The organism is Ruegeria sp. S84 (genome assembly GCF_056583445.1).
The window spans coordinates 124,760-147,984 of the sequence record NZ_CM152618.1 but is presented as its reverse complement, the minus strand read 5'-3'; the positions used below and the strand labels follow the sequence as shown (position 1 = coordinate 147,984).

19 protein-coding genes and 1 pseudogene are annotated in these 23,225 nt (G+C 57.6%); 13 read left to right on the top strand and 7 right to left on the bottom strand.

Going from position 1 to position 23,225, the window contains the following annotated elements; translation table 11 throughout:
• Positions 1–106 precede the first annotated feature (106 nt).
• Both AC1DFB_RS00835 and AC1DFB_RS00830 read left to right on the top strand, forming a co-directional pair.
• Positions 107–1,138: a substrate-binding domain-containing protein gene (locus tag AC1DFB_RS00835; protein WP_170392561.1), complete on the top strand. Its 1,032-nt coding sequence runs from the start codon at positions 107–109 to the stop codon at positions 1,136–1,138.
• 1 nt (position 1,139) lies between these two features.
• Entirely contained in the window at positions 1,140–2,459 is a 1,320-nt protein-coding gene (locus tag AC1DFB_RS00830) for a GH1 family beta-glucosidase (RefSeq protein WP_480921911.1), read from the top strand.
• 34 nt (positions 2,460–2,493) lie between these two features.
• Here AC1DFB_RS00830 and AC1DFB_RS00825 read toward each other — a convergent pair whose 3' ends face one another.
• Entirely contained in the window at positions 2,494–3,033 is a 540-nt protein-coding gene (locus tag AC1DFB_RS00825; RefSeq protein WP_170802074.1) for a ZrgA family zinc uptake protein, read from the bottom strand.
• Between the two features lie 231 nt (positions 3,034–3,264).
• On the opposite strand from AC1DFB_RS00825, the gene AC1DFB_RS00820 reads away from it, so the two are divergent.
• The 10 genes and pseudogenes from AC1DFB_RS00820 (at position 3,265) to speB (ending at position 14,320) form a co-directional block, all read left to right on the top strand.
• Entirely contained in the window at positions 3,265–4,533 is a 1,269-nt protein-coding gene (locus AC1DFB_RS00820) for an imelysin family protein (protein WP_480921910.1), read from the top strand.
• 128 nt (positions 4,534–4,661) lie between these two features.
• Complete coding sequence (locus AC1DFB_RS00815) at positions 4,662–4,955, top strand: (2Fe-2S)-binding protein (RefSeq protein ID WP_170609694.1); 294 nt, start codon at positions 4,662–4,664, stop codon at positions 4,953–4,955.
• On the top strand, positions 4,903–5,388 hold the full coding sequence (gene bfr, locus AC1DFB_RS00810) for a bacterioferritin (RefSeq protein WP_170402188.1): 486 nt from the start codon (positions 4,903–4,905) through the stop codon (positions 5,386–5,388). Before AC1DFB_RS00815 ends, bfr begins: the two co-directional genes overlap by 53 nt.
• Positions 5,348–6,896, top strand: a pseudogene (locus AC1DFB_RS00805) (di-heme oxidoreductase family protein). Before bfr ends, AC1DFB_RS00805 begins: the two are co-directional and overlap by 41 nt.
• A 3-nt stretch (positions 6,897–6,899) precedes the next feature.
• Complete coding sequence (locus AC1DFB_RS00800; RefSeq protein ID WP_480762206.1) at positions 6,900–7,910, top strand: imelysin family protein; 1,011 nt, start codon at positions 6,900–6,902, stop codon at positions 7,908–7,910.
• A 3-nt stretch (positions 7,911–7,913) separates the two neighbouring features.
• On the top strand, positions 7,914–8,999 hold the full coding sequence (locus AC1DFB_RS00795; RefSeq protein ID WP_480921909.1) for a DUF1513 domain-containing protein: 1,086 nt from the start codon (positions 7,914–7,916) through the stop codon (positions 8,997–8,999).
• Between the two features lie 102 nt (positions 9,000–9,101).
• On the top strand, positions 9,102–10,991 hold the full coding sequence (gene speA, locus AC1DFB_RS00790; protein WP_480921908.1) for a biosynthetic arginine decarboxylase: 1,890 nt from the start codon (positions 9,102–9,104) through the stop codon (positions 10,989–10,991).
• Between the two features lie 22 nt (positions 10,992–11,013).
• The gene (locus AC1DFB_RS00785; protein WP_480921907.1) at positions 11,014–12,225 is read left to right on the top strand and encodes a saccharopine dehydrogenase family protein; all 1,212 of its coding nucleotides are present in this window, start codon (positions 11,014–11,016) and stop codon (positions 12,223–12,225) included.
• Positions 12,226–12,311: 86 nt separating this feature from the next.
• Positions 12,312–13,481: a carboxynorspermidine decarboxylase gene (gene nspC, locus AC1DFB_RS00780; RefSeq protein ID WP_223116915.1), complete on the top strand. Its 1,170-nt coding sequence runs from the start codon at positions 12,312–12,314 to the stop codon at positions 13,479–13,481.
• Positions 13,478–14,320 (top strand): agmatinase, encoded by an 843-nt coding sequence (speB, locus tag AC1DFB_RS00775; protein WP_480921906.1) that lies wholly within the window; start codon positions 13,478–13,480, stop codon positions 14,318–14,320. The genes nspC and speB overlap by 4 nt, the downstream gene beginning before the upstream one ends.
• Here speB and AC1DFB_RS00770 read toward each other — a convergent pair.
• Positions 14,317–14,907, bottom strand: a complete 591-nt coding sequence (locus AC1DFB_RS00770; protein ID WP_480921905.1) for an HD domain-containing protein — start codon at positions 14,905–14,907, stop codon at positions 14,317–14,319. The two genes, speB and AC1DFB_RS00770, sit on opposite strands and share 4 nt — an antisense overlap.
• Before the next feature lie 102 nt (positions 14,908–15,009).
• On the opposite strand from AC1DFB_RS00770, the gene AC1DFB_RS00765 reads away from it, so the two are divergent.
• The gene (locus tag AC1DFB_RS00765; protein WP_480921904.1) at positions 15,010–15,843 is read left to right on the top strand and encodes a LysR family transcriptional regulator; all 834 of its coding nucleotides are present in this window, start codon (positions 15,010–15,012) and stop codon (positions 15,841–15,843) included.
• Positions 15,844–15,845: 2 nt separating this feature from the next.
• Here the strand turns inward: AC1DFB_RS00765 and lptF are convergent, their stop codons facing one another.
• The 5 genes from lptF to AC1DFB_RS00740 all read right to left on the bottom strand — a co-directional run bounded on the left by lptF (position 15,846) and on the right by AC1DFB_RS00740 (position 23,211).
• Complete coding sequence (gene lptF / locus AC1DFB_RS00760; RefSeq protein ID WP_170392575.1) at positions 15,846–16,985, bottom strand: LPS export ABC transporter permease LptF; 1,140 nt, start codon at positions 16,983–16,985, stop codon at positions 15,846–15,848.
• A gap of 72 nt (positions 16,986–17,057) precedes the next feature.
• Complete coding sequence (gene qhpG / locus AC1DFB_RS00755) at positions 17,058–18,473, bottom strand: flavin-dependent monooxygenase QhpG (RefSeq protein WP_480921903.1); 1,416 nt, start codon at positions 18,471–18,473, stop codon at positions 17,058–17,060.
• A 4-nt stretch (positions 18,474–18,477) separates the two neighbouring features.
• Complete coding sequence (locus AC1DFB_RS00750) at positions 18,478–19,788, bottom strand: radical SAM protein (protein ID WP_480921902.1); 1,311 nt, start codon at positions 19,786–19,788, stop codon at positions 18,478–18,480.
• On the bottom strand, positions 19,785–21,545 hold the full coding sequence (locus AC1DFB_RS00745) for a ferritin-like domain-containing protein (protein ID WP_480921901.1): 1,761 nt from the start codon (positions 21,543–21,545) through the stop codon (positions 19,785–19,787). Before AC1DFB_RS00745 ends, AC1DFB_RS00750 begins: the two co-directional genes overlap by 4 nt.
• A complete protein-coding gene (locus tag AC1DFB_RS00740; RefSeq protein ID WP_170512875.1) occupies positions 21,538–23,211 on the bottom strand; it encodes a hypothetical protein in 1,674 nt (557 codons plus the stop codon). Before AC1DFB_RS00740 ends, AC1DFB_RS00745 begins: the two co-directional genes overlap by 8 nt.
• Positions 23,212–23,225: the final 14 nt, after the last annotated feature.

The window sequence follows — 23,225 nt, the reverse complement described above, 5'->3', positions numbered from 1 at the left end:
ACCCCTAAAAAACTGCCATTCTAAGGCATTCTCTCGAAACATGTTGACTGAGCCAGGTTTTCACAACAAAACAAATGGGAATCAATTTGAAGGCGCTTTGAGTGAAATGAACCTAAAGCAACTCTCTGAGATCCTCGGCCTTTCACAAACGACCGTCAGCCGCGCGCTGAACGGTTACCCGGAGGTCAGCGAAGGGACGCGCATCCGGGTTCAGGCTGCTGCGAACAAGCATGGTTACCGCCCCAACAGCCGCGCCAAGGGGCTGGCGACAGGGCGGTCTATGGTCATCGGCCATGTGATTCCCACCTCGTCCCGGCACGAAATGGTCAATCCGATTTTCGGAGATTTTGTGGCAGGCGCAGCCAAAACCTATGCGGCGAACAATTATGACATGATGTTCACGCACGCGCCGGACACATCAATTGAAGAATCCTATCGCAGCCTGTTCAATCGGGGCGTCGTAGACGGCGTGGTCCTGCAAGGCCCCAAGGTACGAGAGCCGCGCATCTCGGTATTATCGCGCCTCGGCGTACCCTTCATTGTTCATGGCCGGTCGACCTACGCCAAAGAGCCATATGATTGGATCGATGTGAACAATCAGCGTTCATTCGAACGCGCTACTCGGTTTTTGATCGATCTGGGCCATCGGCGCATCGCCTTGATCAACGGGCTCGAGGAAATGGATTTCGCGCGTCGGCGGAGGAACGGCTATCTGGCGGCGCTCAAAGAAACCGGGATCTCGCCTGATCCAAACCTGCTGCGTAGCGCTGAGATGACCGAGATTTATGGGCATCAGACAGCCTGCGACATGCTGAAGCTCGACGACCCGCCAACAGCAATTTTGGCCTCTTCGATTATCTCTGCGGTTGGAGTCCGGCGCGCACTGGAAGAAAGCGGCCTGAAAATGGGGCGCGATATCTCGGTGATCGCTCATGATGACGAGTTGTCATACATGCGCAATGGTATGGATGTTCCAATTTTCACCGCAACGCGCTCGTCGGTCAGACACGCGGGCGAGGTGGCTGCCGAAATGCTGATCGAGCGGATCAACGCTCCGGATGACCCACCCAAAACGCGCTTGTTGGAGGCTGAACTTGTCGTCGGCAGCTCGACGGGGCCAGCCCCACAAAGGATGTGATATGAAGTACAAACGCGCAGATTTCCCGCCAGATTTTCAGTTTGGCGTGGCGACGTCGGCCTATCAGATCGAGGGACACGCCAATGGGGGCGCAGGCAAGACCCATTGGGACAGTTTCGCTGCAACTCCAGGTAACGTCGCCAATGCGGAAAACGGAGATTTGGCCTGCGATCACTATAACCGGTTCGAACAGGATCTGGATCTGATCCGGGGCGCCGGCTTCGACTGTTACCGGTTTTCAACCAGTTGGGCGCGCGTGCTGCCCGAAGGGCGCGGACCGATCAATCAGCAAGGCTTGGATTTCTATGATCGCCTGACCGATGCGCTGCTTAAACGCGGCATCAAACCCTGCGCAACGCTGTATCACTGGGAACTCCCGTCACCGCTCGCCGATCTGGGCGGTTGGCGAAACCGGGATATCGCGAATTGGTTTGCAGACTTCACCGAGATCATCATGGGCCGCATAGGCGATCGGATGTTCAGCGTCGCACCTGTCAATGAGCCTTGGTGCGTAAGCTGGCTGAGCCATTTCGAAGGCCAACATGCCCCCGGCTTGCGCGACATCCGGGCGACCGCGCGCGCGATGCACCACGTGCTGCTGGCCCATGGTCGCGCAATCGAAGCCATGCGTGGATTGGGCATGTCGAACCTTGGCGCAGTGTTCAACCTTGAATGGGCGGAACCTGCTGACGACAGCGATGAGGCACAGACTGCGGCGGCGCTTTACGACGGGATTTACAACCGCTTTTTCCTGGGCGGCGCATTTAAGAAATCCTACCCTCAGAATGTTCTGGAAGGATTGGAGCCGCATCTGCCGGACAAGTGGCAGGATGATTTCGACACAATCGCGTCGCCGGTCGATTGGTGTGGGCTCAATTACTATACGCGCAAGTTGATAACGCGCGCAGAAACGCCTTGGCCTTCCTTGACCGACGTCCCTGGCCCCTTGCTAAAAACGCAAATGGGGTGGGAAATTGATCCGGCAGCCCTGTCCCGTTTCCTGATCCGAACCGCGCAAGAGTATACTGGGGACCTGCCTATCTACGTGACCGAAAACGGCATGGCGAGCGCAGAACGTCAAAACGACGCTGACAGAATTGACTACTTGAACCAGCATCTTGCCGAAGTGTGTAAGGCCCTGGACCACGGCGTTCCGATCAAGGGATATTTCATCTGGTCCCTTCTCGACAATTACGAGTGGGCGCTGGGATATGAAAAACGGTTCGGGCTGGTCGATGTAGATTTTGAGACGCTGGAAAGAAGGCCAAAGGATTCCTACCGCGCGTTGCAGGCCGCATTGGTCCGGGATCAGTCTGGTTGACCGTCAAGCTTTGCTACTGCGGGCACACGCCGGTTCAGTTTGGCATCTTCAAATGTGGCGTTTGGCGTTCCACCGTAAGGTTCTGTTTGGCCGAGGATGACGTCAGCTCAACAAACAAGCGCTCGGCGCGCGCAAACCGTTCGAAATAGGTGAACTGGATTGAATTCACTAACGACGGCTCCTGACACTGCACCAGATAATCGGCCTGAAATTCGGTGTGATGCACGGCATTATCGCTGACTTGCCCCTCATCCTGAACGAAGACATCACCAACAAGCGCGACATTGGCCGTTGCAGTCACACACCCCGCTTCAGGCGGCACCTCAAAGATCTCAAGCGGTTTAGAAAGGTCCGAGATTGCGACGGCAACATCCGCCCTCTCATCTTCGTTCTCGGCAGTGTGCTCGAACCCAACAATATCTACGCCTGGCACTTCAAGCGTCAGGCTAAATCCGGTTTCAACGAATGAAATTGCCATATGACCCGCGCCATGAGTATGCGCTTCGATGGCGGTCTCTGCCTGCGCCATCAGCGCGGCTGGTATTAGCGCAAGAACAACGGCCGCGCGTTTCATTCTATTCACCATTAACCAAACAAACCGTAGGGCATTTTAATACAATTGCGCCTCAGCGCAATGTTCGCCGGGTGCATCGGGCTCCCCAGATATGGTTAGTCAGAAATAGGAATAATACCTGACAATAAAACTCAGGTTGACATTGCTGACTATTTCACTAAGAAATTGCCGCATCCAGCCCCGCTGTGCCTGCCGGGGTCCGAATCCCGCTAAGAAAGAAAAGTGTTCCACATGACCAGATTGTTCAACGCGGCCAGTGCCCTGACCTTGTGTATCGCAAGTACAGCTGTCGCCGAGGCCCCGTCCAAAGCCGATGTTCTGACCACATATTCCAACATCGCCGAAGCCAAATATGACGACAGTCTGATTGCAGCAAAGAATCTGCAAGCTGCCGTCAACGCCCTGATTGCTAGCCCATCCGATGCCACTCTGAACACCGCACGTGCCGCATGGGTCGCCGCGCGCGTGCCGTATCAGCAGACCGAGGTTTATCGCTTTGGAAACGCCATCGTCGACGATTGGGAAGGCAAGGTGAACGCATGGCCTCTGGACGAGGGCATGATAGATTATGTGGATTCCTCCTACGGCGGCCCCAGCGATGAGAACGAGTTTGCCGCGCTGAACGTCATCGCCAACCCCAGCTTTGATCTGTCTGGTAAGACCATCGACGCCAGCGAAATCACCCCTGCTCTGTTGTCGGATACGCTGCACGAGGCTGACGGGATCGAGGCGAACGTCGCCACCGGCTATCACGCCATCGAATTCCTGCTGTGGGGTCAGGACCTGAACGGCCACGGCACGGGCGCAGGAAATCGTCCATATACCGATTATCTAGTTGGTGACGGCTGTACAGGTGGCAACTGCGATCGCCGCGCCCAGTATTTGACAGCGGCAACCGATCTGCTGATTAGTGATCTGGAATGGATGACTGGCCAGTGGGCCGAAGATGGTGACGCACGTGCCGCTCTTGCCGCAAATGAAACTGCTGGCGTTAGTGCGATCCTAACCGGCATGGGTTCGCTGTCCTACGGCGAGCAGGCGGGTGAGCGTATGCGCCTCGGCCTGATGTTGAACGACCCCGAGGAAGAGCAGGACTGCTTCTCAGACAACACCCACAACAGCCATTACTATGACGGCTTGGGCATCCAGAATGTGTATTTGGGCAGCTATACCCGCATCGATGGCACGCCTGTTTCGGGTGCATCCCTATCGGATCTGGTGACCGCAGCCGATCCGACGCTTGATACAGAGATGAAAGCCAAGCTGGCCAACACCATGCTGGCGCTAGGCCGTATCAAATCAACCGCCGAAGCGGGTTTTGCGTATGACCAGATGCTGGAACGCGGCAATGAAGGTGGCGAAGCGCTGATTATGGGTGGTGTCAATGGACTGGTCGATCAAACCAAGACCATCGAACGCATCGTGACCGTGCTGGAGCTTGACCAGATCGATTTTGAAGGCTCGGACAGCTTGGATAACCCTGACGCGGTATTCCAATAGGTATCATGGCCGGGCGCATTTTTAGTGCTCTCGGCCTTTCTCAACATCGAGTGTGGCGTCTTGGCACTGGACGCGCCCTCAATAACTTACTATTTCACTAGGAAATAGCATACCCCGACTGAGTCGCCATGATCGTTTGCCAATGCACCAACATCTCTGACCACGACATCCGAGCGGCGATCGATTGGATGCGCACGGCAGACCCACAGACCATCATCACTCCCGGCAAGATCTATCATGCCCTTGGCAAGTCAGCGGATTGCGGCGGATGTATGCCGCTTTTCCTAGACACAATGCGCGCAGACGATAATCTTAAAGTCCCCATGCAGCTTCGGTCATTGCGATCCGAAGTATCACAGGAGAAAGCACATGAAGGGCGATCCCAAGGTCATAGAATACCTCAACAAATCTCTGCGGCATGAACTGACGGCGGTCAGCCAGTACTGGCTACATTACCGCCTGCAAGAGGATTGGGGGCTTGGCCATATGGCCAAGAAAAGCCGTGAGGAATCCATCGAGGAAATGGGCCATGCAGACAAGCTGATCGAGCGGATCATCTTTCTGGAAGGCCACCCCAACCTGCAGAAACTTGACCCACTCCGCATCGGGCAGACCCCGAAAGAAACACTGGAATGCGATCTAGCCGCCGAACAAGACGCGCGGGCGCTTTATGTCGAAGCGCGGGAATACTGCCGCGAGGCCAGCGACTATGTGTCCATGGGCCTGTTCGAAGAATTAATCAGCGACGAAGAAGGACATATCGACTTCCTCGAAACGCAGCTCGACCTTTATGAAAGGATTGGCGAAGCCAATTATGCGCAACTTAACGCATCCAAGATGGACGAAGGCGAGTAAGCTTGCCCTTGCATCGGTGGCCGCACTCACGGCCACCTCTTCCCAAGCCACCGAGCTGCGGGACCCTCATCTAAATTTCCTTCCAAGAACTGCCGAAGAACGCGCCCGGATCGACGCTGTCACAGCAACGCCGGACGACTTCAGTGTGCCGCAACGGTTCGAAGAACTGTCCGCTGGTGCTGCGACCGTGCGGGCGCGCACTGATGCGGACGCGTTTTCTCAGCCCTCCGCCAATTTAAGCTTCGAACAGGAGCTGGACTTCAAAGTCGGCAACGGGTTGTTCAAAAAGATCTGGGTCTCGTCTCCGTCGTCCACTCTGGCTTCTGGACGGTTTGGGTCCGCTATACAACGCCCGCTCGTGTCAGCGCTGTCACATCAAGGACGGGCGCGGTCATACGCCTAACGGCCCGGATGACAATGCCGTCTCGATGTTCCTGAGAGTTTCGGTTCCCGGCAAGCCAGAGGGCGCGCCTGCTGAGATCGAAGACTATATCGCCACCCTGCCTGATCCGAGTTATGGCACTCAACTGCAGGATTTCGCTCTGGCAGGCCATCCCGCAGAATATCGGCTGGACATCACGTATGAGGAAGTCCCCGTCGCGCTGTCCGACAGCGAAACGGCCTCGCTCCGCCGCCCCAGCTATAAGGCCGCCGATTTAGGCTATGGCCCGCTGCACCCGGACGCGATGCTTAGCCCTCGAGTTGCGCCGCAGATGATCGGACTGGGGTTGCTGGAATCAATTCCGGTTGAGGACTTGCTGGCCAAAGCCGATCCTGATGACGAAGATGGCGATGGTATCTCGGGCCGTCCGAACATCGTATGGTCGACGGAATTCGGCGAACCAATGATGGGCCGCTTTGGTCACAAGGCCGGGATGCCCACGGTGATGGAGCAATCGGCGGCGGCCTTCGCAGGTGATATCGGCATATCAAGTCCGCTTTACCCCGCGCCGTACGGCGATTGCACCGAATTGCAGGCCAACTGCATTGATGCACCGCACGGAGACAATGATGCGCGGGGATTCGAGATTGACGCAATTGGCATGGACCTCGTCGCCTTCTACAGCCGCAATCTCGGTGTTCCGGCGCGCCGAGACACCGATGACCCTGAAGTGTTGCGCGGGAAAGAAGTGTTTCTTGCCTCGGGCTGCGCATCCTGCCACACGCCTGCTTATGTCACCCACAGGATGCCCGATAGGCCCGAACAGAGCTTCCAGCTTATCTGGCCCTATACCGACCTGCTGTTGCACGACATGGGCGAGGGTCTGGCCGACAACCGCCCCGAGGCCCGCGCAACGGGCCGCGAATGGCGCACGCCGCCTTTGTGGGGCATCGGCCTGACACAGCGCGTCTCGGGCCACACCCAATTCCTGCACGATGGTCGCGCGCGATCCCTGCTTGAAGCCATCCTTTGGCACGGTGGCGAGGCGCAGGCCGCCCGTGACACGGTAGTTTCAATGCCAAAAGCCGACCGCGACGCTCTGATCCGCTTTCTTGGGAGCCTCTGACCCATGCGTAGCCTTACTTTCGCCGCCGCCCTGCTAGTGCCCTTGGGCGCCTTTGCTCAGGATCGTGCTCCGATTTTGATGGATGTGACCGAAACGCATATTCTACCGCGCTTTGCAGAGCTGGCTGACGCAACCGGTGCTTTGTCGACCACAGCCCAAACAGATTGCGAACCGGAGTCAGACGACCTGCGCGCTGATTACGCCACGGCATTCAATAGCTGGATTTCGGCCAGCCATTTACGTTTTGGGCCGTCCGAGGCTGACGATCGCGCTTTTGCACTGGCTTTCTGGCCAGATACCAAAGGATTCACACCCAAAACCCTGTCCCGACACATCGCCAGTGAAGACACTGCCGTCGACGACCCCGATGCCTTTGCCGAAACCTCAATCGCCGGGCGCGGCTTTTTTGCATTGGAACGAATGCTCTTTGATCCAGCGATGACAGAACAAGGAAGCGCCGACTATCGTTGCGCGCTTATCCGCGCCATCACCACTGATATCAACCGAAATGCCGTCGCGATCAACGCGGACTGGCAAAGCTACGCACCACGACTGACGCAGCCGGGGGACAACAGCCCCTATCGCTCGGGCGATGAGGCGATGCAGGAGCTGTTCAAGGCGCTTACAACGGGGCTAGAGTTCACAGCCGACACACGCATTGGACGCCCTTTAGGAACGTTCGAGCGTCCGCGCCCGAACCGTGCTGAAGCGCGGCGGTCCAAGCGGTCGTTGCATCATGTCACGCTGTCTCTGATCGCCCTGCGTGACTTGGCCGCCCGTCTGTCCTTTGACCACCCCGAGATTGCTGCAGATCTGGATGCCGGTTTCGCGCGGGCCATCGACCGGGCTCAATCACTGGACGACCCCGCCCTCGCCGGTGTTGCGACACCGCAAGGTCGCGTCCGCATCGAAGCGCTGCAGCAATCGATCAACGACATTCGCGAGATCGCCGCGACCGAGCTTGGCCCGACGCTCGGCATCAGCGCCGGATTCAACTCACTGGATGGGGATTGACCATTGACGAACCGCCGCGAATTTCTTGCAGGCCTTGGTGCCGCCAGTCTTGCTTCGGTGCCGGGCTGGGCGTCCGTCGGCGCGCCCCGCTATCTGGCCGCTGCCTTATTCCCAGATGGTAGCTACCGCCTGTCCGGCCTGGATAACTCGGGCGCAGTTTTGTTCGCTATACCGCTACCCGCGCGCGGGCACGCCGCCGCGGCCCATCCGTTCAAAGCCCAAGCGGTCGCCTTTGCCCGCCGCCCCGGGACCTTTGCAATTGTAATTGATTGTACAGATGGTTCTGTCCTAAAGCGGCTGGAGGCACCCAATGGCCGCCACTTCTACGGGCATGGTGCATTCTCGGCTGATGGAACACAGTTTTTCACAACCGAAAACGACTATGAGGCCGCAGAAGGTGTGGTTGGCGTCTGGGACGCGATCAGCTTCGCACGGCTGGGAGAGTTCTCGTCAGGTGGGATAGGCCCCCACGACATGCGCTTGCTGCCCGGTGGCGACATACTGGTCGTCGCCAATGGTGGCATCGAGACACACCCCGACAGCGGTCGGACCAAGCTAAATCTGCCAACGATGCAGCCCAACCTGAGCTATCTCGACATTTCGGGTTCGATTTTGGAGCAAGTGGAGCTACCCCGCGCGCTGCACAAAAACTCGATCCGCCATCTTGCGGTGCGTGACGATGGTCTAGTGGGTTTTGCAATGCAATGGCAAGGCAGTCAGACCAAGTACCCTGCCCTTCTGGGGCTTCACCAAAGGGGCGAAAAGCCTCGCCTTTTGTCAGCGCCCGAAACGCAGCAAAGAGAGTTGCAAGGGTATGCTGGCAGCATTGCCTTTTCCACCGATGGCCAATCGGTTGCGATCACCTGTCCGCGAGGCGATGCATTGCACCGTTTCGACGTAAATTGCGGAGCATTCATCGAAGCTTTAGTGTTCGAAGATGTTTGCGGTTTAGGCGCCGGCAAGGCTGGGTTGGCGTTTACCACCGGAACCGGTGCATTTGGCACTCTGACGACCACCGGCGCCGAAATCACCGCGCGGTCGGATTGCCAGTGGGACAACCACCTGATCCCGATCCGTACATACGGCTAGAATTCGGCGGCGAACCCTCTCACAGTTTACACTTGGACGAATCAAACTGCTGCCGTATTGGCAGGCGCTAAACCAGCACACCCAAGTTAAGGACTGATCTGATTGAAACAGACGCCCGACGCACCGCATTCCATCTACGGGGTTGAGAAATGGGGCCATGGCCTCATTGAGGTGACAGAAAGGGGCGAGATAGCTCTGCGCAATCCGATGGCCCCCGAGGCCGAGGCAATCAGCCTGCCGGGCATCCTCAGCGATCTGGACGACCGGGGGATCAAAGCCCCGATGGTCTTGCGTGTTGCGTCTTATCTAGAGCATGAAATCGCGCACCTGAACGAGAGCTTTGCCGAGGCAATCGCGCGCGTAAACTATAAGGGCCACTATCGCGGTGTTTTTCCGATCAAGGTGAACCAACAGGCGCAGGTGGTCGACCGGATCGTCGAGTTCGGCAAGAAATACAATTATGGCCTTGAAGCAGGATCAAAACCTGAACTGGTGGTGGCCCTGGCCCATCGCCTGGCCCCCGAAGCGCTGATCGTCTGCAATGGCGTCAAGGATGCTGAATTCATCCAATTGGCGATCCTGTCTCGCAAGATCGGGTTCAACACCGTCATCGTGCTGGAAAGTCCAAAAGAGGCCAATACCGTCATCGAGGTCTATAACCAACTGGGGATCGAGCCCCTAATAGGCGTTCGGGTCAAATTGACCAATCAGATCAGCGGCAAATGGGAAGAAAGTTCCGGCGACCGTTCCGCCTTTGGAATGAACACCGACCAGCTTGTTGCCACCGTGGACAAGCTGAAAGCGGCGGGATTGCTGCACTGCCTCAAGCTGCAACATTCGCATCTGGGTTCACAGGTGCAGGACGTTAACGATGTGCGCCGCGCTGTTGGCGAGGCATGCCGGTATTACACCGAACTCTCGCGTGAAGGTGTACCACTCAGCTATCTGGATCTCGGCGGCGGCATGGGGGTGGATTACACGGGCGAAAAAAAGGCCGCGGAAAACTCGATCAACTACACGGTCGAGGAATATTGCGCCAACGTAGTCGAAACCGTGGCCTACGCCATGGACGAGGCTGGAATCGACCACCCCACACTGATCACCGAAAGCGGCCGTGCGGTGGTTGCGACGTCGTCCATGCTGGTCTTCAACGTGTTGGAAAGCACACTCTACGACGCACCGGACGGACCAATGGCCGAGCCCAATGACCACCACATGGTTTCGGACCTCGCCGCAGTACACGGCTATCTCAGCAAGGATCGGCTGCAGGAATGCTGGAACGACGCAACCTTCTATCGCAATGAATTGCGCGCGCTTTTCAGACGCGGGTATGTCGACCTGCGCCAGATGGCCCGGGCCGAGCGCATCTACCTGTCCCTTATGGCCCGTCTCAAGGCCTTGGCGGCAAGTGATGATCTGGACACGGAAGTGGATGACCAGCTTGAGAAGGTCGCAGACATCTACCATTGCAACTTCTCGCTGTTCCAATCCCTCCCCGATGTCTGGGCCATCGACCAATTACACCCGATCGCGCCGCTGCAAAGCTTGAATGAAACACCAGACCGCCGCGCGGTCCTGTCCGACATCACCTGCGATAGCGACGGAAAGATCGACCGATTCATTTTGGCCGACGGCGTGTCCCCCAGCCTGCCAGTGCATTCGCTGCCCGAAGAAGGCGAGTATTTCATGGGCGTCTTCTTCGTTGGCGCCTATCAGGAAACACTTGGCGACCTGCACAATCTGTTCGGCGACACCAATGTAGTCACCATCGACCTGCGCACCGACGGTGGCTTCGACTTGCTGCATGAACAAGAGGGCGACACAATTTCTCAAGTCTTGTCTTATGTGGAATTCGACCCGCAAGACTGTGTCGCCGCGTTCCGCAAAATGGTGGACGAGGCGATTTCGACCGGTACTCTGCAAGCCAAGGACCGAAAAACCCTGATGAGCGCCTATCGCGACTCGATCAACGGCTACACCTATTACGAATAACCCCTTGAGAGGAGACTATCCCATGGGCAAAACACTGGTTGTCGGCGCGGGCGGCGTGTCCCACGCAGCCGTGCACAAAATGGCGATGAATTCGGACATCTTTACCGAGATCACGCTGGCCAGCCGAACCAAGTCAAAATGCGATGCCATCGCCAAAGCCGTGAAAGAACGTGTTGGTGTAGACATCACGACTGCCGAGTTGGACGCCTACAAGGTTGAAGATACAGTCAAACTGATCAAAGAAACGGGTGCAGAAATCCTCGTAAACCTGGCCCTGCCGTATCAGGATCTGGTTCTGATGGACGCGTGTCTTGAGGCCGGCATCCACTATCTCGACACCGCGAACTATGAGCCCGAGGACGAGGCTAAGTTCGAATACCACTGGCAATGGGCCTATCAAGAACGGTTCAAAGAGGCTGGTTTGACTGCCATCCTCGGCTCGGGCTTCGATCCGGGTGTGACCAGCGTCTTCGCCAAATGGCTGAAGAAGCACAAGTTGGATACGATCCGTCAGATCGATGTGCTGGACGCGAATGGCGGCAGCAACGATCAAGAATTCGCCACCAACTTCAACCCGGAAATCAACCTGCGCGAAGTGCTGGCCGAGGTGCGCCATTGGGAAAACGGCGCATGGCAGCACAGCCCGGCGATGACCCACAAGGTCGAGTTCGACTTCCCCGCCATCGGCCCCAAGAACATGTACCTGATGTATCACGAGGAACTGGAGTCGCTCAGCACCCACTTCCCCGAGATCGAGCGCGCCCGCTTCTGGATGACCTTCGGTGACGCCTATATCACTCACGCCAAAGTGCTGGAAAATGTCGGCATGACCCGCATCGACCCGGTGATGCATGACGGCAAGGAGATCATCCCGATTCAGTTCCTGAAAACCCTGCTGCCCGATCCCGGCGATCTGGGCGCGGAGACCAAGGGCAAAGCCTGCATCGGTGACATCGCCACAGGTCAGGCCAAGGACGGCTCGGGCGAAAAGACCTATTATATCTACAACATCTGCGATCACGAGGAATGCTATGCCGAGGTCGGCAGCCAAGCCGTCAGCTATACCACCGGCGTCCCCGCCATGATCGGTGCGGCGCAGGTGCTGAAAGGCAACTGGACCCAGCCGGGCGTGTGGAACATGGAACAGCTCGACCCGGACGACTTCATGGACATGCTGAACACCCACGGCCTGCCGTGGCAGGTCCACGAACTCGACGGCCCCGTCGATTTCTGATCCGCATCAGCTTCATCTGGCTATAAATATCTCGGGGGGTCCGGGGGCAGCGCCCCCGGCCTCTCCACAATCCGGAGACACCCGAATTGTCCGACATGATGACCACCCAAGCCGGAGATGCCGGTGCTTTCCGCAATTTCGACTTCAACCGCGTGCCCACCCCTTGCTTCGTGGTCGATGAGAAAGCCGTAGAGCGCAACCTGACCATCCTCTCCGAGATCGGCACCTGTTCCGGCGCACATGTCCTGAGCGCGCTTAAGGCGTTTTCCATGTTCTCGCTGGCCCCACTGGTGCGCCGACACCTTGGCGGCACCTGCGCGTCCGGCATCTATGAGGCGCGGCTGGGGCGCGAGGAATATGGCGGCGAGGTCGCAACCTTCTGCGCCGGATATAAAGACGCGGACATGGACGAAATCCTGTCGCTATCGGACCACATCATCTTCAACTCACCCGCGCAAAAGGACCGCTTTCTGGCAAAAGCCCAAGCCGCCGGCGTACAGGTCGGTCTGCGCATCAATCCGGAACATTCCGAAGGCGAAATCCCCAAATACGACCCTTGCGCTCCCTGCTCGCGTCTGGGCACGCCGGTCAGCCAATTGACCGCCGAGACTATGAGTGGCGTGGACGGGCTGCACATGCACACGCTCTGCGAACAGGGGTTCGAGCCGTTGCAGCGGACTTGGGACGCGGTTGAGCCAAAACTCAAACCGTACCTTGGCCAACTCAAATGGCTGAACTTCGGCGGCGGGCATCATATCACCCGTGATGACTATGACCGCGACGGGCTGGTCGCCTTCATCAAATCCATCCGTGAGACACACGGTATCGACGTCTATCTGGAACCCGGTGAAGCGGTGGCCCTGGATGCGGGCATTCTGGTTGGCGAAATCCTCGACTTGCCGACCAACGGTATGACCCTTGCGATCACCGATATCTCGGCCACCTGCCATATGCCGGACGTCATCGAAGCCCCCTATCGCCCCGCCCTCATGGATGAGGCCGAGGCAGGCCATACCTATCGCCTTGGCGGCCCGTCCTGTCTGGCGGGCGACGTGATCGGTGACTACACTTGGGACAAGCCACTGGAAATCGGCCAACGCTTTGCCTTCCTCGATCAGGCGCACTACTCGATGGTCAAAACCAACACCTTCAACGGAGTTCCGCTGCCGACTATAGCGCTGTGGAACAGCGAAACGGACGAACTGAAAATCATCAAACAGTTCGGCTATGACGACTTTAAAGGCCGCCTCTCATGAGTATTTTCCTCGACAGTGAACTGTCCGCATGCGAGCGCACCGAGGACGCGCGGTTCCGTGTGATCCCGGTGCCGCTGGAACGCACTGTATCTTACGGGGCGGGCACCGCCAAAGGCCCGGACGCAATTATCGAAGCCAGTAATGAACTGGAACGTATCACTGGCCACGCCGAGCCCTGCGTCGAGGGGATATTCACCGAAGAACCCGTTGACTGCGATGCAGCGTTGTCAGAGATAATGGAACGCCTAGCCCAACGCACGGAAGCGGCCGTTCGCGCCGGCAAAATCCCGGTGACGCTAGGTGGAGAGCATTCACTTAGCTACGGCGCAGTGTTGGGTGTTGCCCGCGCTCTAAACCAACCGATTGGTATCGTGCAAATCGACGCCCATGCTGATCTGCGCAACGCTTATCAGGGCGAGAAACACTCTCACGCCTCAGTCATGCATCTTCTTGCCGAAGAAGGTATCCGTCTGGCGCAATTCGGCGTTCGCGCCTTTTCGACTGAAGAAGCCCAAAGCCGCCTGAGAAACCACGTGTTTCATGTGGACGCCGAAGAACTGGTTACCGGCAACATCCACTCGGTTGATTTGCCCAAGGATTTTCCCGATCTGGTGTACGTCAGCTTTGACGTTGACGGGCTGGACCCGGCAATCATGCCCGCCACTGGAACACCCGTCCCAGGCGGGCTGGGATATTATCAAGCCCTGCGCCTGGTGGAACACGCCCTGAAGGGCCGAAAATGTGTGGGTTTCGACGTCGTCGAACTGGCCCCGAACGGCAATGCCGCCTGGGATTTTACCGCCGCCCAGATCGTCTATCGCCTGATGGCCGCCTGTTAACCCTCGGCGGTCTCATTCAGTTCCATGTGCCCTTCGCCCTTGTTCAGAACGCGGCGTAGCATGGGTTCGAAGAACTCCAGCGGTTTGGTCGGATAATCCGGGTCGAACGCCTTCTGATCATATTCATGACAAAAATAGCGGCAGTCCTCCCAATACGGGCTGTCGCGGTATTTGTCGCGAGCATTCCGATCACCACCTAGATGATGATTGTAGTAGTAGCCCTGAAACACGCAGTGGTGCTTGAGAATCCAGTGTGTCTTCTCACTGACATAAGGCTTCATCATCGCGGCGGACAGTTCCCCGTGATTATAAGGCGACAAGATATCGCCGGTGTCATGGATCAGGGCGGCCACAACCAACTCTTCATCAGCGCCGTCCTCATACGCTCGTGTCGCGGCCTGCAGGCTGTGCTGATAGCGATTCACCGGATACGGCGTCCATTCTTCATCCAGTGAACGAATGGCGTCCAGTATGCGATCCGGCAAAGCAGCGTTGTAGCTCTCTTCATACTCCATGACCGCATCCCAGTCGGCCTTGCTCGCCTCTTCAAAACTGGTCCAGGTGGGTTTGTGGCTCTTGTCCAGCATCGCGCGAATCCTTTGGCTACGTTCGTCAAATCACTTTAAAGCGGCATATGTAGGCAAAAAAATGAATTGATTTTATCAATACGATCAAAAAATACTTTCAATATGCAAACCAAATCTCTGGAAACATTTTTAAGCGTTGCAGAAACCGGCGGGTTTCACTCAGCGGCCCGTAAGTTGAATGTAACCCAAACCGCAGTCAGCGCCCGGATCAGGGCCCTGGAAGACGCAACAGGCAAACCACTGTTCTCGCGCGGGGCCGGCGGAACGGTATTGACCGAGTACGGTCGCCAATTCAAACCCTATGCGGAACAAATGCTGTCGCTGTGGTCGTTCGCCGCCAACGACCTGCCTGAACAGATTCAAAATCGGTTGGCACTGCGTCTGGGTGCCCAGTTGAGCGTGTGGGATCCGTTACTGGTGGACCTTGCTATTCGCTTTGAACAACGGTTTGGACAATTGCTTTTAACCCTGAATTACGACCATGATTTGGATATGGTCGACGCCGTTGCGACCCACGTACTTGACGCCGCGCTGACCCATGAAAAACCTACGGACCGGCGCGTGGTATTCCACGAACTTGCGCCCGAACGGCTGTCTTTGGTTCAAAGCAAGAAGGATGCGAACACCGACGCTGAACGGGTATTTGTCAACATAGAACTGGGCGAGACCTACCGGGATCATGTCCGTTCCACAGCGCGTCTCGCGACAGGGCAAACTATCTTTCTGGGTAATTGCTTGATGGCTTTACGCTATCTCCTACAGCGTGGCGGGTATGGGTATTTCCCGGACTATGTCATCACTCAGCATCTGAACTCGGGCGAGCTGTTGCGCGAGAAAGATGCGCGCGACTTAATGCTACCGCTGTATTTGGTGGTCCGTTCGGACAGTCAAGAAGTTGAAAACATCCTGCAGTGCCTGGAGGAACTTCGCCGCTGACTTCAGACCGGTGACGGCTTTGGTGCTCCGTTTCGAACCCTTTTTCGCAGCAAGGGTCGCCCCGCGGCCAGTAAAAACAGAACCGACACAAGCACGCCCATAACGGCGGGAAGATACAGCAAGCCCCAAAGTCTGGGATCATTGATGACGAACGGGGATACGAATCCCCGAACCCCCTCTAGCAGGACCAGAATGGTAAAGGCACCCAGGATCTGAGGCCAAAGCCCAAAGCGCGAAAAGCTACCCAGCATCAGGGTCGAATATCCGACCAATGCGACCGCAATACATATCGCAATCCACGAGAACCTCTGGTGCAGCTCATCCACCAGATGGCCGATGCTGTGATCATCTTTCACTGAGACCGCTTCGCGATCCCAGATCAACTCGACCGTCGGGATGGCTTCAAGGCTGCGATGGCCCATACTCGAATTCTGGGTCAGTTCGGAAATGTCGTAAGAGGCGTCTTCGAACAACGTGGATGACAGCGTGTTACCAGCCTGATCATACCGCAGCGCAATCCCATCCAGCATAACCAGATGAATGCCCGAAGCCTGATTGACCAGATAGGCCGTAGCACTGGAATAACTGACCGGGTTAATCCCATCGCGACGGTCCGAGACGAAGACTTCGCGCAGCGTTCCGTCCAAATCGATATCGCCGATATAGACGGTTACACCTTCTGCTGGATGCAAGAACTCGCCCTCATTCAACAGCTGTGCGGTGACATCTCCGGCAACTTCATCCTGTCTTAATTCCAGTTGATCAACCGATGCAGGTCGCAAAAAGACGCTGATGACAGCCATCATCAGTCCCGCACTGAGCCCGAACACCAAGACCGCTCGCGCCAGTCGCCACGGGCTGGAGCCTGTTGCCAGCATCACCGTCATCTCGCTTTCGCGGCTCAAACGGTTGGTGGCGTAAACAGCGGCCGCAAACACCGCCATGGGCATGACCGTCCGGATCAGCGTCGGCAAGGTCAACGCCGTGAACTCCAGGAATACCATCGCCGATTGGCCGCCGCTGATGACCCGATCAAAAAGACTGACCGAACGCGTGATCCAAAAAACCCCGACAAGCACAAGGGTGAAAAAGCCAAACAGCACCAGCAATTGCCGCAGGAAATACCCATCAAAACGCGACATGCGACCTCTTGTTTCTTGGCGATTGGCGTTGCGGCGGACTTTAGGCCATTCAACGCGCCGAGGAAACCTCGATTACGCCTGATCAACGGCGGGGATCACGATGCGATGATACCAAAGCCAGCGCAGAATGCGCGACGCCGTGTGTGTGGCCAAAACCTCTGACCAGCTCTTGATGATGTTCAAAGTGGTTGTCGGGGCGCCCAGCCGCTCTAACAACGGTCCCAGCATTGCGCCCTCCAGATTTGCAACTGGCCTTGGGAGATTCGGGTGCCCTATGACAAGGCCGGGTACGATATGCGAAGCGGTTTGCACGCCGGAAGTGATGAGCTTGGCCTGAGGTGACAGGATCAGGGGCTGATCATCACGCAACGCCTCCGTGTTTGGATCGAACGCTGGAGACTTTACCCAATCCAACGGCTTTGCGCGCTCAGCCCAGAAGTGCGAAGGATCGACAGCATGCTGCCGTGCATAGAAATCGGCTGCGAGCGCTGCATGGGTCTGCACACGCTCGAATTGCCGATCCGCATAAAAAGACAAGGCCAGATCACTATGATCGGGAGTTGTCAGAAGCGTGTTCACCACAGCTGCGGCCTGCACCGCCTGCCCCATCGCCAATTGCACCCCCTGCGACGACAAAGCGTCTACCGCGAAGCTGGCCTCTCCGACCCGCAGAAGGTCGCGCGTTGGTGGTGTTGTCTCGGCCTGGCTGGTCGCATCCGCCCGCCGCACAGGCCCGATACGGCGCTGTTCCAGACAGGGCGCTAGTAGTGTCGAACGGGCCAGAAGATTCAGATAGAGATCGCGTCGATCTGCGGGTGGCAGCCCGATGCAGGCGTCGGGATCGACAAAAACCATTGCGTTGACCACTCCTCCCGGTAACAACGCGCCCCAATACCAATGTCCTTGTCCCGCCTCGACCCGGGCTTGCGGGCCAAAGCCCGGCGGCACGTGCCAATAAGCATAAAGCGCCAACAAAGGTTGGGATGCAGGGAGAAACCTGCGGCCCAGCCCGGCTTGCCGTCCCGCTGCGTCCAGCAGGATTTGTGCCTGGATCCGAAAGGCGCCCGTGTCGGTCCGAACGGGAATCTCCCAACCAGACTGCTGGCGCACCGGGCGGTATGCGCGCGCAGGTTGGACGACCTGCGCCCCTGCCGCTTGTGCTGCACGTAACAGCACCGCATCAAACTGGCCCCGGTCAACCAAAAGTCCGGGGTGATCACCGTCGACGCCGCGACGTTCGAACGCTCCGGCCCAATGCAAAAGCGATCCGCTTGCACGCAGAAAACCGGTTTGGGAAACGGTTTCGTCGACCCCCAACAGTTTCAGGATCGCCCAGATTGATGGCGGCAATGACTCGCCGACATGTTGGCGCGGGAACGTTTGCCGCTCGATCAGGCAGACACGCCGACCTAGCTGAGCCAACCTCAGCGCAGCAGAACTACCTGCCGGGCCGCCTCCGATCACGCAGATTTCGGTCTCAATCTCCATCCGTTCAGGCAGAGGCCACCTTAGCGGACACGCCAAAATAATCCGGACGTGCTTCGGACAAGCGGACATAGGCTTGAAGGCAATAGTGCAACCAACCTCGAATGTAGTCGCAAGCGGGGCGTCCGCGATGGATGACTTCGTGATGACACCCGCCGCCGCATAGATACCGCGCCCAGCAGGTGCCGCACGGGGACTGCGTGTGCACGTGCCGATCCGCCAACCAGTTCTCGCGCCGTAGGTCGGGGCCATCATAGACGTTGCCCATGGCTCCGGCTTCGTCTTCAACAAAGCGATGGCAAGCGAACAGGCCGCCATCAGCGGACACGCCAAAATACCCGCCCCCTGCCCCGCAGGCATAGGGCCGATGGGTGCCTCGGTGGATCTCCTGCATCGCCGCTGCCATGTTCGAGAATGGGTAGCGCCGCCCTTCGATTACCGCCGCCTCGAAAACTTCGCCGCAACGGATCATCTGCGATAGCATCTCGTCCAAATCACTCCGGTTCAGTTCATGCTGACCGTTGGGCGAGGCCAGCATGGGCGAGAATCCAATCGAATGAAATCCCATTCCCACAAACCGATCCAGCGTCTCTGGCAGGTTCATATTCTGCGGCGTAACCGTTACCCGGGCACCAACCTGCATACGGTGTTGAGCTGCCAGCAAAGGCTCGACCCGTTTCAGGATCGTATCAAAACTACCCCGACCGCCACGATTTGGGCGCAGCTTGTCATGGACCTCGCCCACGCCATCCAGACTGATGGTGACAGCAAATCCATGCGTTTCGAAAAACGCCGCATCCTCGGGGCGTAGCAGGGTCCCGTTGGATGTGATCGAAAACCCGACGCTCAACCCGTTGGCATGCGCCTGATCGACGGCATATTCCGTAGTGCGTTGCACCAGATCACGGTTGATCAGAGGTTCTCCACCCAAATAAGCAAGGTTGATCCGCACACCGGGTTCGGCTTCGGCCACCAGCCGATCAACCGAAGCCTTGGCGACTTCCCATTCCATATTCCGCGCGGGTCCACCAAATTCTCCCCCTGCAGCATAGCAATAAGTGCAAGCCAGATTGCATTTCTGCGCCACTGCCAGCGACAGCGACCTCACGGGCATACTCTGAGGCGGCGTGTCATCGATGAAAGGTGTTCCATCCAATCCCATGGACCTGAGGAAAGCGCTTTGACTTCTCTTGTCCATCGTTGCGAATTGGTCCGCCGTCCCCTCAGGCACATCAAACACGCGCGATCCATCAACGGCCAGCATGTGATCTCCATGCCCTGTGTCAAAGAAATGCACCAGCGCGGCGGGTGGGATCACGCCTTACCCTCCGTCCAGAACGGGATGCCAATCCCCTTGGCGGCCAGCGCTTCGCCCTCGACGCGGAACAGCTTCATGTCATCGCGCACCTGCTGGATGTAGGCCTGGGAGTCTTCAAATTTACCATCCGCTTCAAGCGCATAGGCGTTGGCTAACCCATCCTTGACCTTAGCGTAGAGTTCCAGCGCCGTCCTGGCCTCCTCTTCAGTGCCAACCTCAATCTGACGCAAATAGGCAGGCGTGCCTTCTCCCGTATCGTATTTGGCCAAAACGTCCTTCATTTGACTGAAGCGCAGGAAGTGCTCGTCCCCGTCGGTGTCGATCCGTACCGCCAGCGCATAAAGGCGGCGTTCCGGGAACAAATCCTCCTGCTCCAAAGTCGCCACACATTGTGCATAAGCGCGGTCAATAAAGCCTCCGGGGCGCTCGATCTCGATGAAATCCGCAAGCGCTTCGGCCGTTAGTGGCCTCAGTGCGCGCGGCTGCGTCTTACCCTTGCCCGCCGGCAAGGTTTCGGACGGGGTCAAGATGGGTTCATACCCCTCGGGCTCAAGCTCCCACAGCAACTGGTTCGCCCAGCGCATATGAGTCATCTCGCCAATCGCGACCTCCAGCACCGAACGCCGGGCAAATATCAGATCGTCTTTCAGCGTCGGCCATTTTCGGGTATCCGCCGTTTCGGGATCCGCCAGCGAGAAATAGGCATAAAGATATTGCAGGCTCAGCGTCATCTCCATCGCGGCCAGACGCGTCTTGAGGTCCTCGATCATCGCCTGCGGCGTGTCATAGGGCTCCACGCCTGGCATTTCGGGATCAACTTCATAAACCTCGCCCGTTTCGCGGCCTTCAACGACGATAGGCAATTCGCTCCACATCTGATTTACCTGATAATGGTCAATCTGGTAGGGGCGGTTTTGTTCGACCGTATTCAGCGCCGCGACGTTACCGGACGGAGACTTGTCCGAGCGCAGCCAATCCAGATAGGTCTCGGCCTCGATCGGGTTCTTTGACTGACCCGAGGGTAACTGATCGTCATGCGCCACCTCAGCCATCACTACGTCGGGGTGGTTCGAAGGCCAGTAGTGGCAGCCGCAGTCGCGGAAGTCATGGGACCACGGATTGCACAGGCTTTGCGTCAATTCTCCGGGATCATAGGCTTCGCTGAAGACCCCCGCCTCGGTCCGGTACTGGCGGCGGAATCCGTGCAGGACGACCTGCTCGGTATCCACGATGCCCTCATGATTGCGCCGTTCCAGAGCAATGCTGACCGGTTTGTCATCACCATGTTCCAGACTGCGGATGAACCGCCAAATCATCAGCCCGTCATAGGGTGTGCCGTCTTCCTCCTTGAAAGTGATGCGCTTACCGCTCTGCTCGACCCATGACAGGAACCAGCGACCTTGGCTGAGCTTTGCGCCGATGTCACCGCTGTAGGCCTCCAACAGCGTCTGCACCCACTCCTCGGGGCTGTTGTCAGGCAGCATCGGATCATAGAAATAGTCCACAAAAACCAGATGGAAGCCCTGTGAATTCTTCGGCGCCTCGGGCACGGGGTTCAGCGGCACCCGCGCGGCGTTGAACACCAGACCGGGGAAAAAGCGGCGGTCCAGGTTGCGTACATCCATTTCCAGACCGGGAAAGCAATTCCCCACCGATCCGTCCAGTCGCGTGTTGTCGGGGTTGCCCGGTACCTTATAGGCCGCGCGGGCGGTCAGGTTGCGGGGTTTAACGCGGATTTGGCCGGGCTGATCAGACATTCTGAGCCTCCGTTTCCTGTGCAACCAGATAGTCGATGAACGAGATCACCAGATGGTACTGCCTGCGCGACAGCGACAGCGGGTAATAGTTGGAATCGCGCATATAAGGCGGCATCCGCGCGTCGTGCATCGAGTCGCGGATAATCCGAGGATCGCGAAAATCCGGGTTCGGATTTTGATCAGGGTTTGGGTTTGTCTCAAGCTCGGTCAGGATACCATATGGTGGACGCAGCAGCGTTTTAACGAAATCCGGGCGACGGCGCAGGAAATCCAGCAGGTTGGCCTCGTCAATCAACTGCTCATGCACGAACTTCGTCGCCACTGTATAGGGCAGCCGATCATTCGGCACGGAGTTCGAAAAGACCGAGATCGGTTGCGGGCGGATCAGTTCGTCGATCTTGTCCGGCGGCCTTGCATCCTCCTCCGTCATGGATTTCGCATCGGTTGACGGCAGGCCCGGCGTCGGGGAAATCCCGGTTTTCGCCTGTAATTTGGCATTGTCCTTCAAACCTTGCGCGCGGATATCGTCGAGGTTGATCAGGCTGTTAGTCTCGAAGGCGCGGCGGAAAATATCAACCACCTCATCCTTAGCTTGCGTGTAGTTTTCTTCAGTTACCGAGATTAGCGACAGATCACGATCGGCCAGATCATCCTCAAGGCTGTAGAACGGCCGCGCATCAGGTGCAAAATCGGGTGGTCCGGTCATGATCGTGGCGCGCGCGGTCAGGCGTTCGCCACGTACAGCCAGCGTCGCCTCGATCACGCCATCGCTGGTGTCATCGGCCACTCCCCAGGATTGGTCATTGCCCACACGGGCACCGTCGTAACTATCGTGCGGCTCAGGGTCGTCCGAGGTGCCGGACATCATGATCCATTTCGACCAAGGGGTGTCGGGGTTCAGGATGCGGTTCTGTTCGGGCACGATTTCGTGGATGCGACCATATTCCGATTTCGGCGGGTCGTTCTGATAGCCCGGTACGGCCAGCGTCGCCGGACCGTATGCAGCATCAGGCGGGCCATAAACCTCACCTTTCGGAGGCATAAAGCGCAGGCGCAGGATGCTGCGGTCGATGAACTCCCCTTCGACCGGTTCATCATGACCCTGCACAGGATGCATCACACGGATTGAGCCTAGCGGGATCGGGTTATGCTCATAGACCATCGGCTGTTGTTCGGACGTATACGGGCTGAAGGCCAGCAGGGGTTTCGGGGTGAAATCCTGACCCGCAATCTCGACCCGTGCACGAAACCCGCAAGCCGCGTCGCCAGTCCGGCGCTCGGCCTTGGTGTTCCCGACGGTGACCGAATAGCGCACGTTTTGCAGCGACAGGCCCTGATCGTCGAGCAGATCGAGCGTCACCGGTGTCTCATATTCCTCGCCCGTCTCGGCATCATGCATCCGCGCCCACAGCTCAAAGAACGGGGCAACCGGGCGCAACGCGCCGCCTTCGTCGCGAAAGCGGATTGTGTCGGGATCGGGAAGATAGGCAGTGACACTGCCATCTTCAATCTCGCGAAAGGTTATGTTCGACCGGATGACCGTTTTGTTGTTGCCATGGGCATCCATGTCCTGCTGCCACTCATAGCTTTCCAGCGGTGTCTCACCCGGTCCAAGACGGGCAACCGCCATGGGTGGCAGAAAGAAAATCTCTTGGATCGTGTCCATACTGGGCCCTCCCC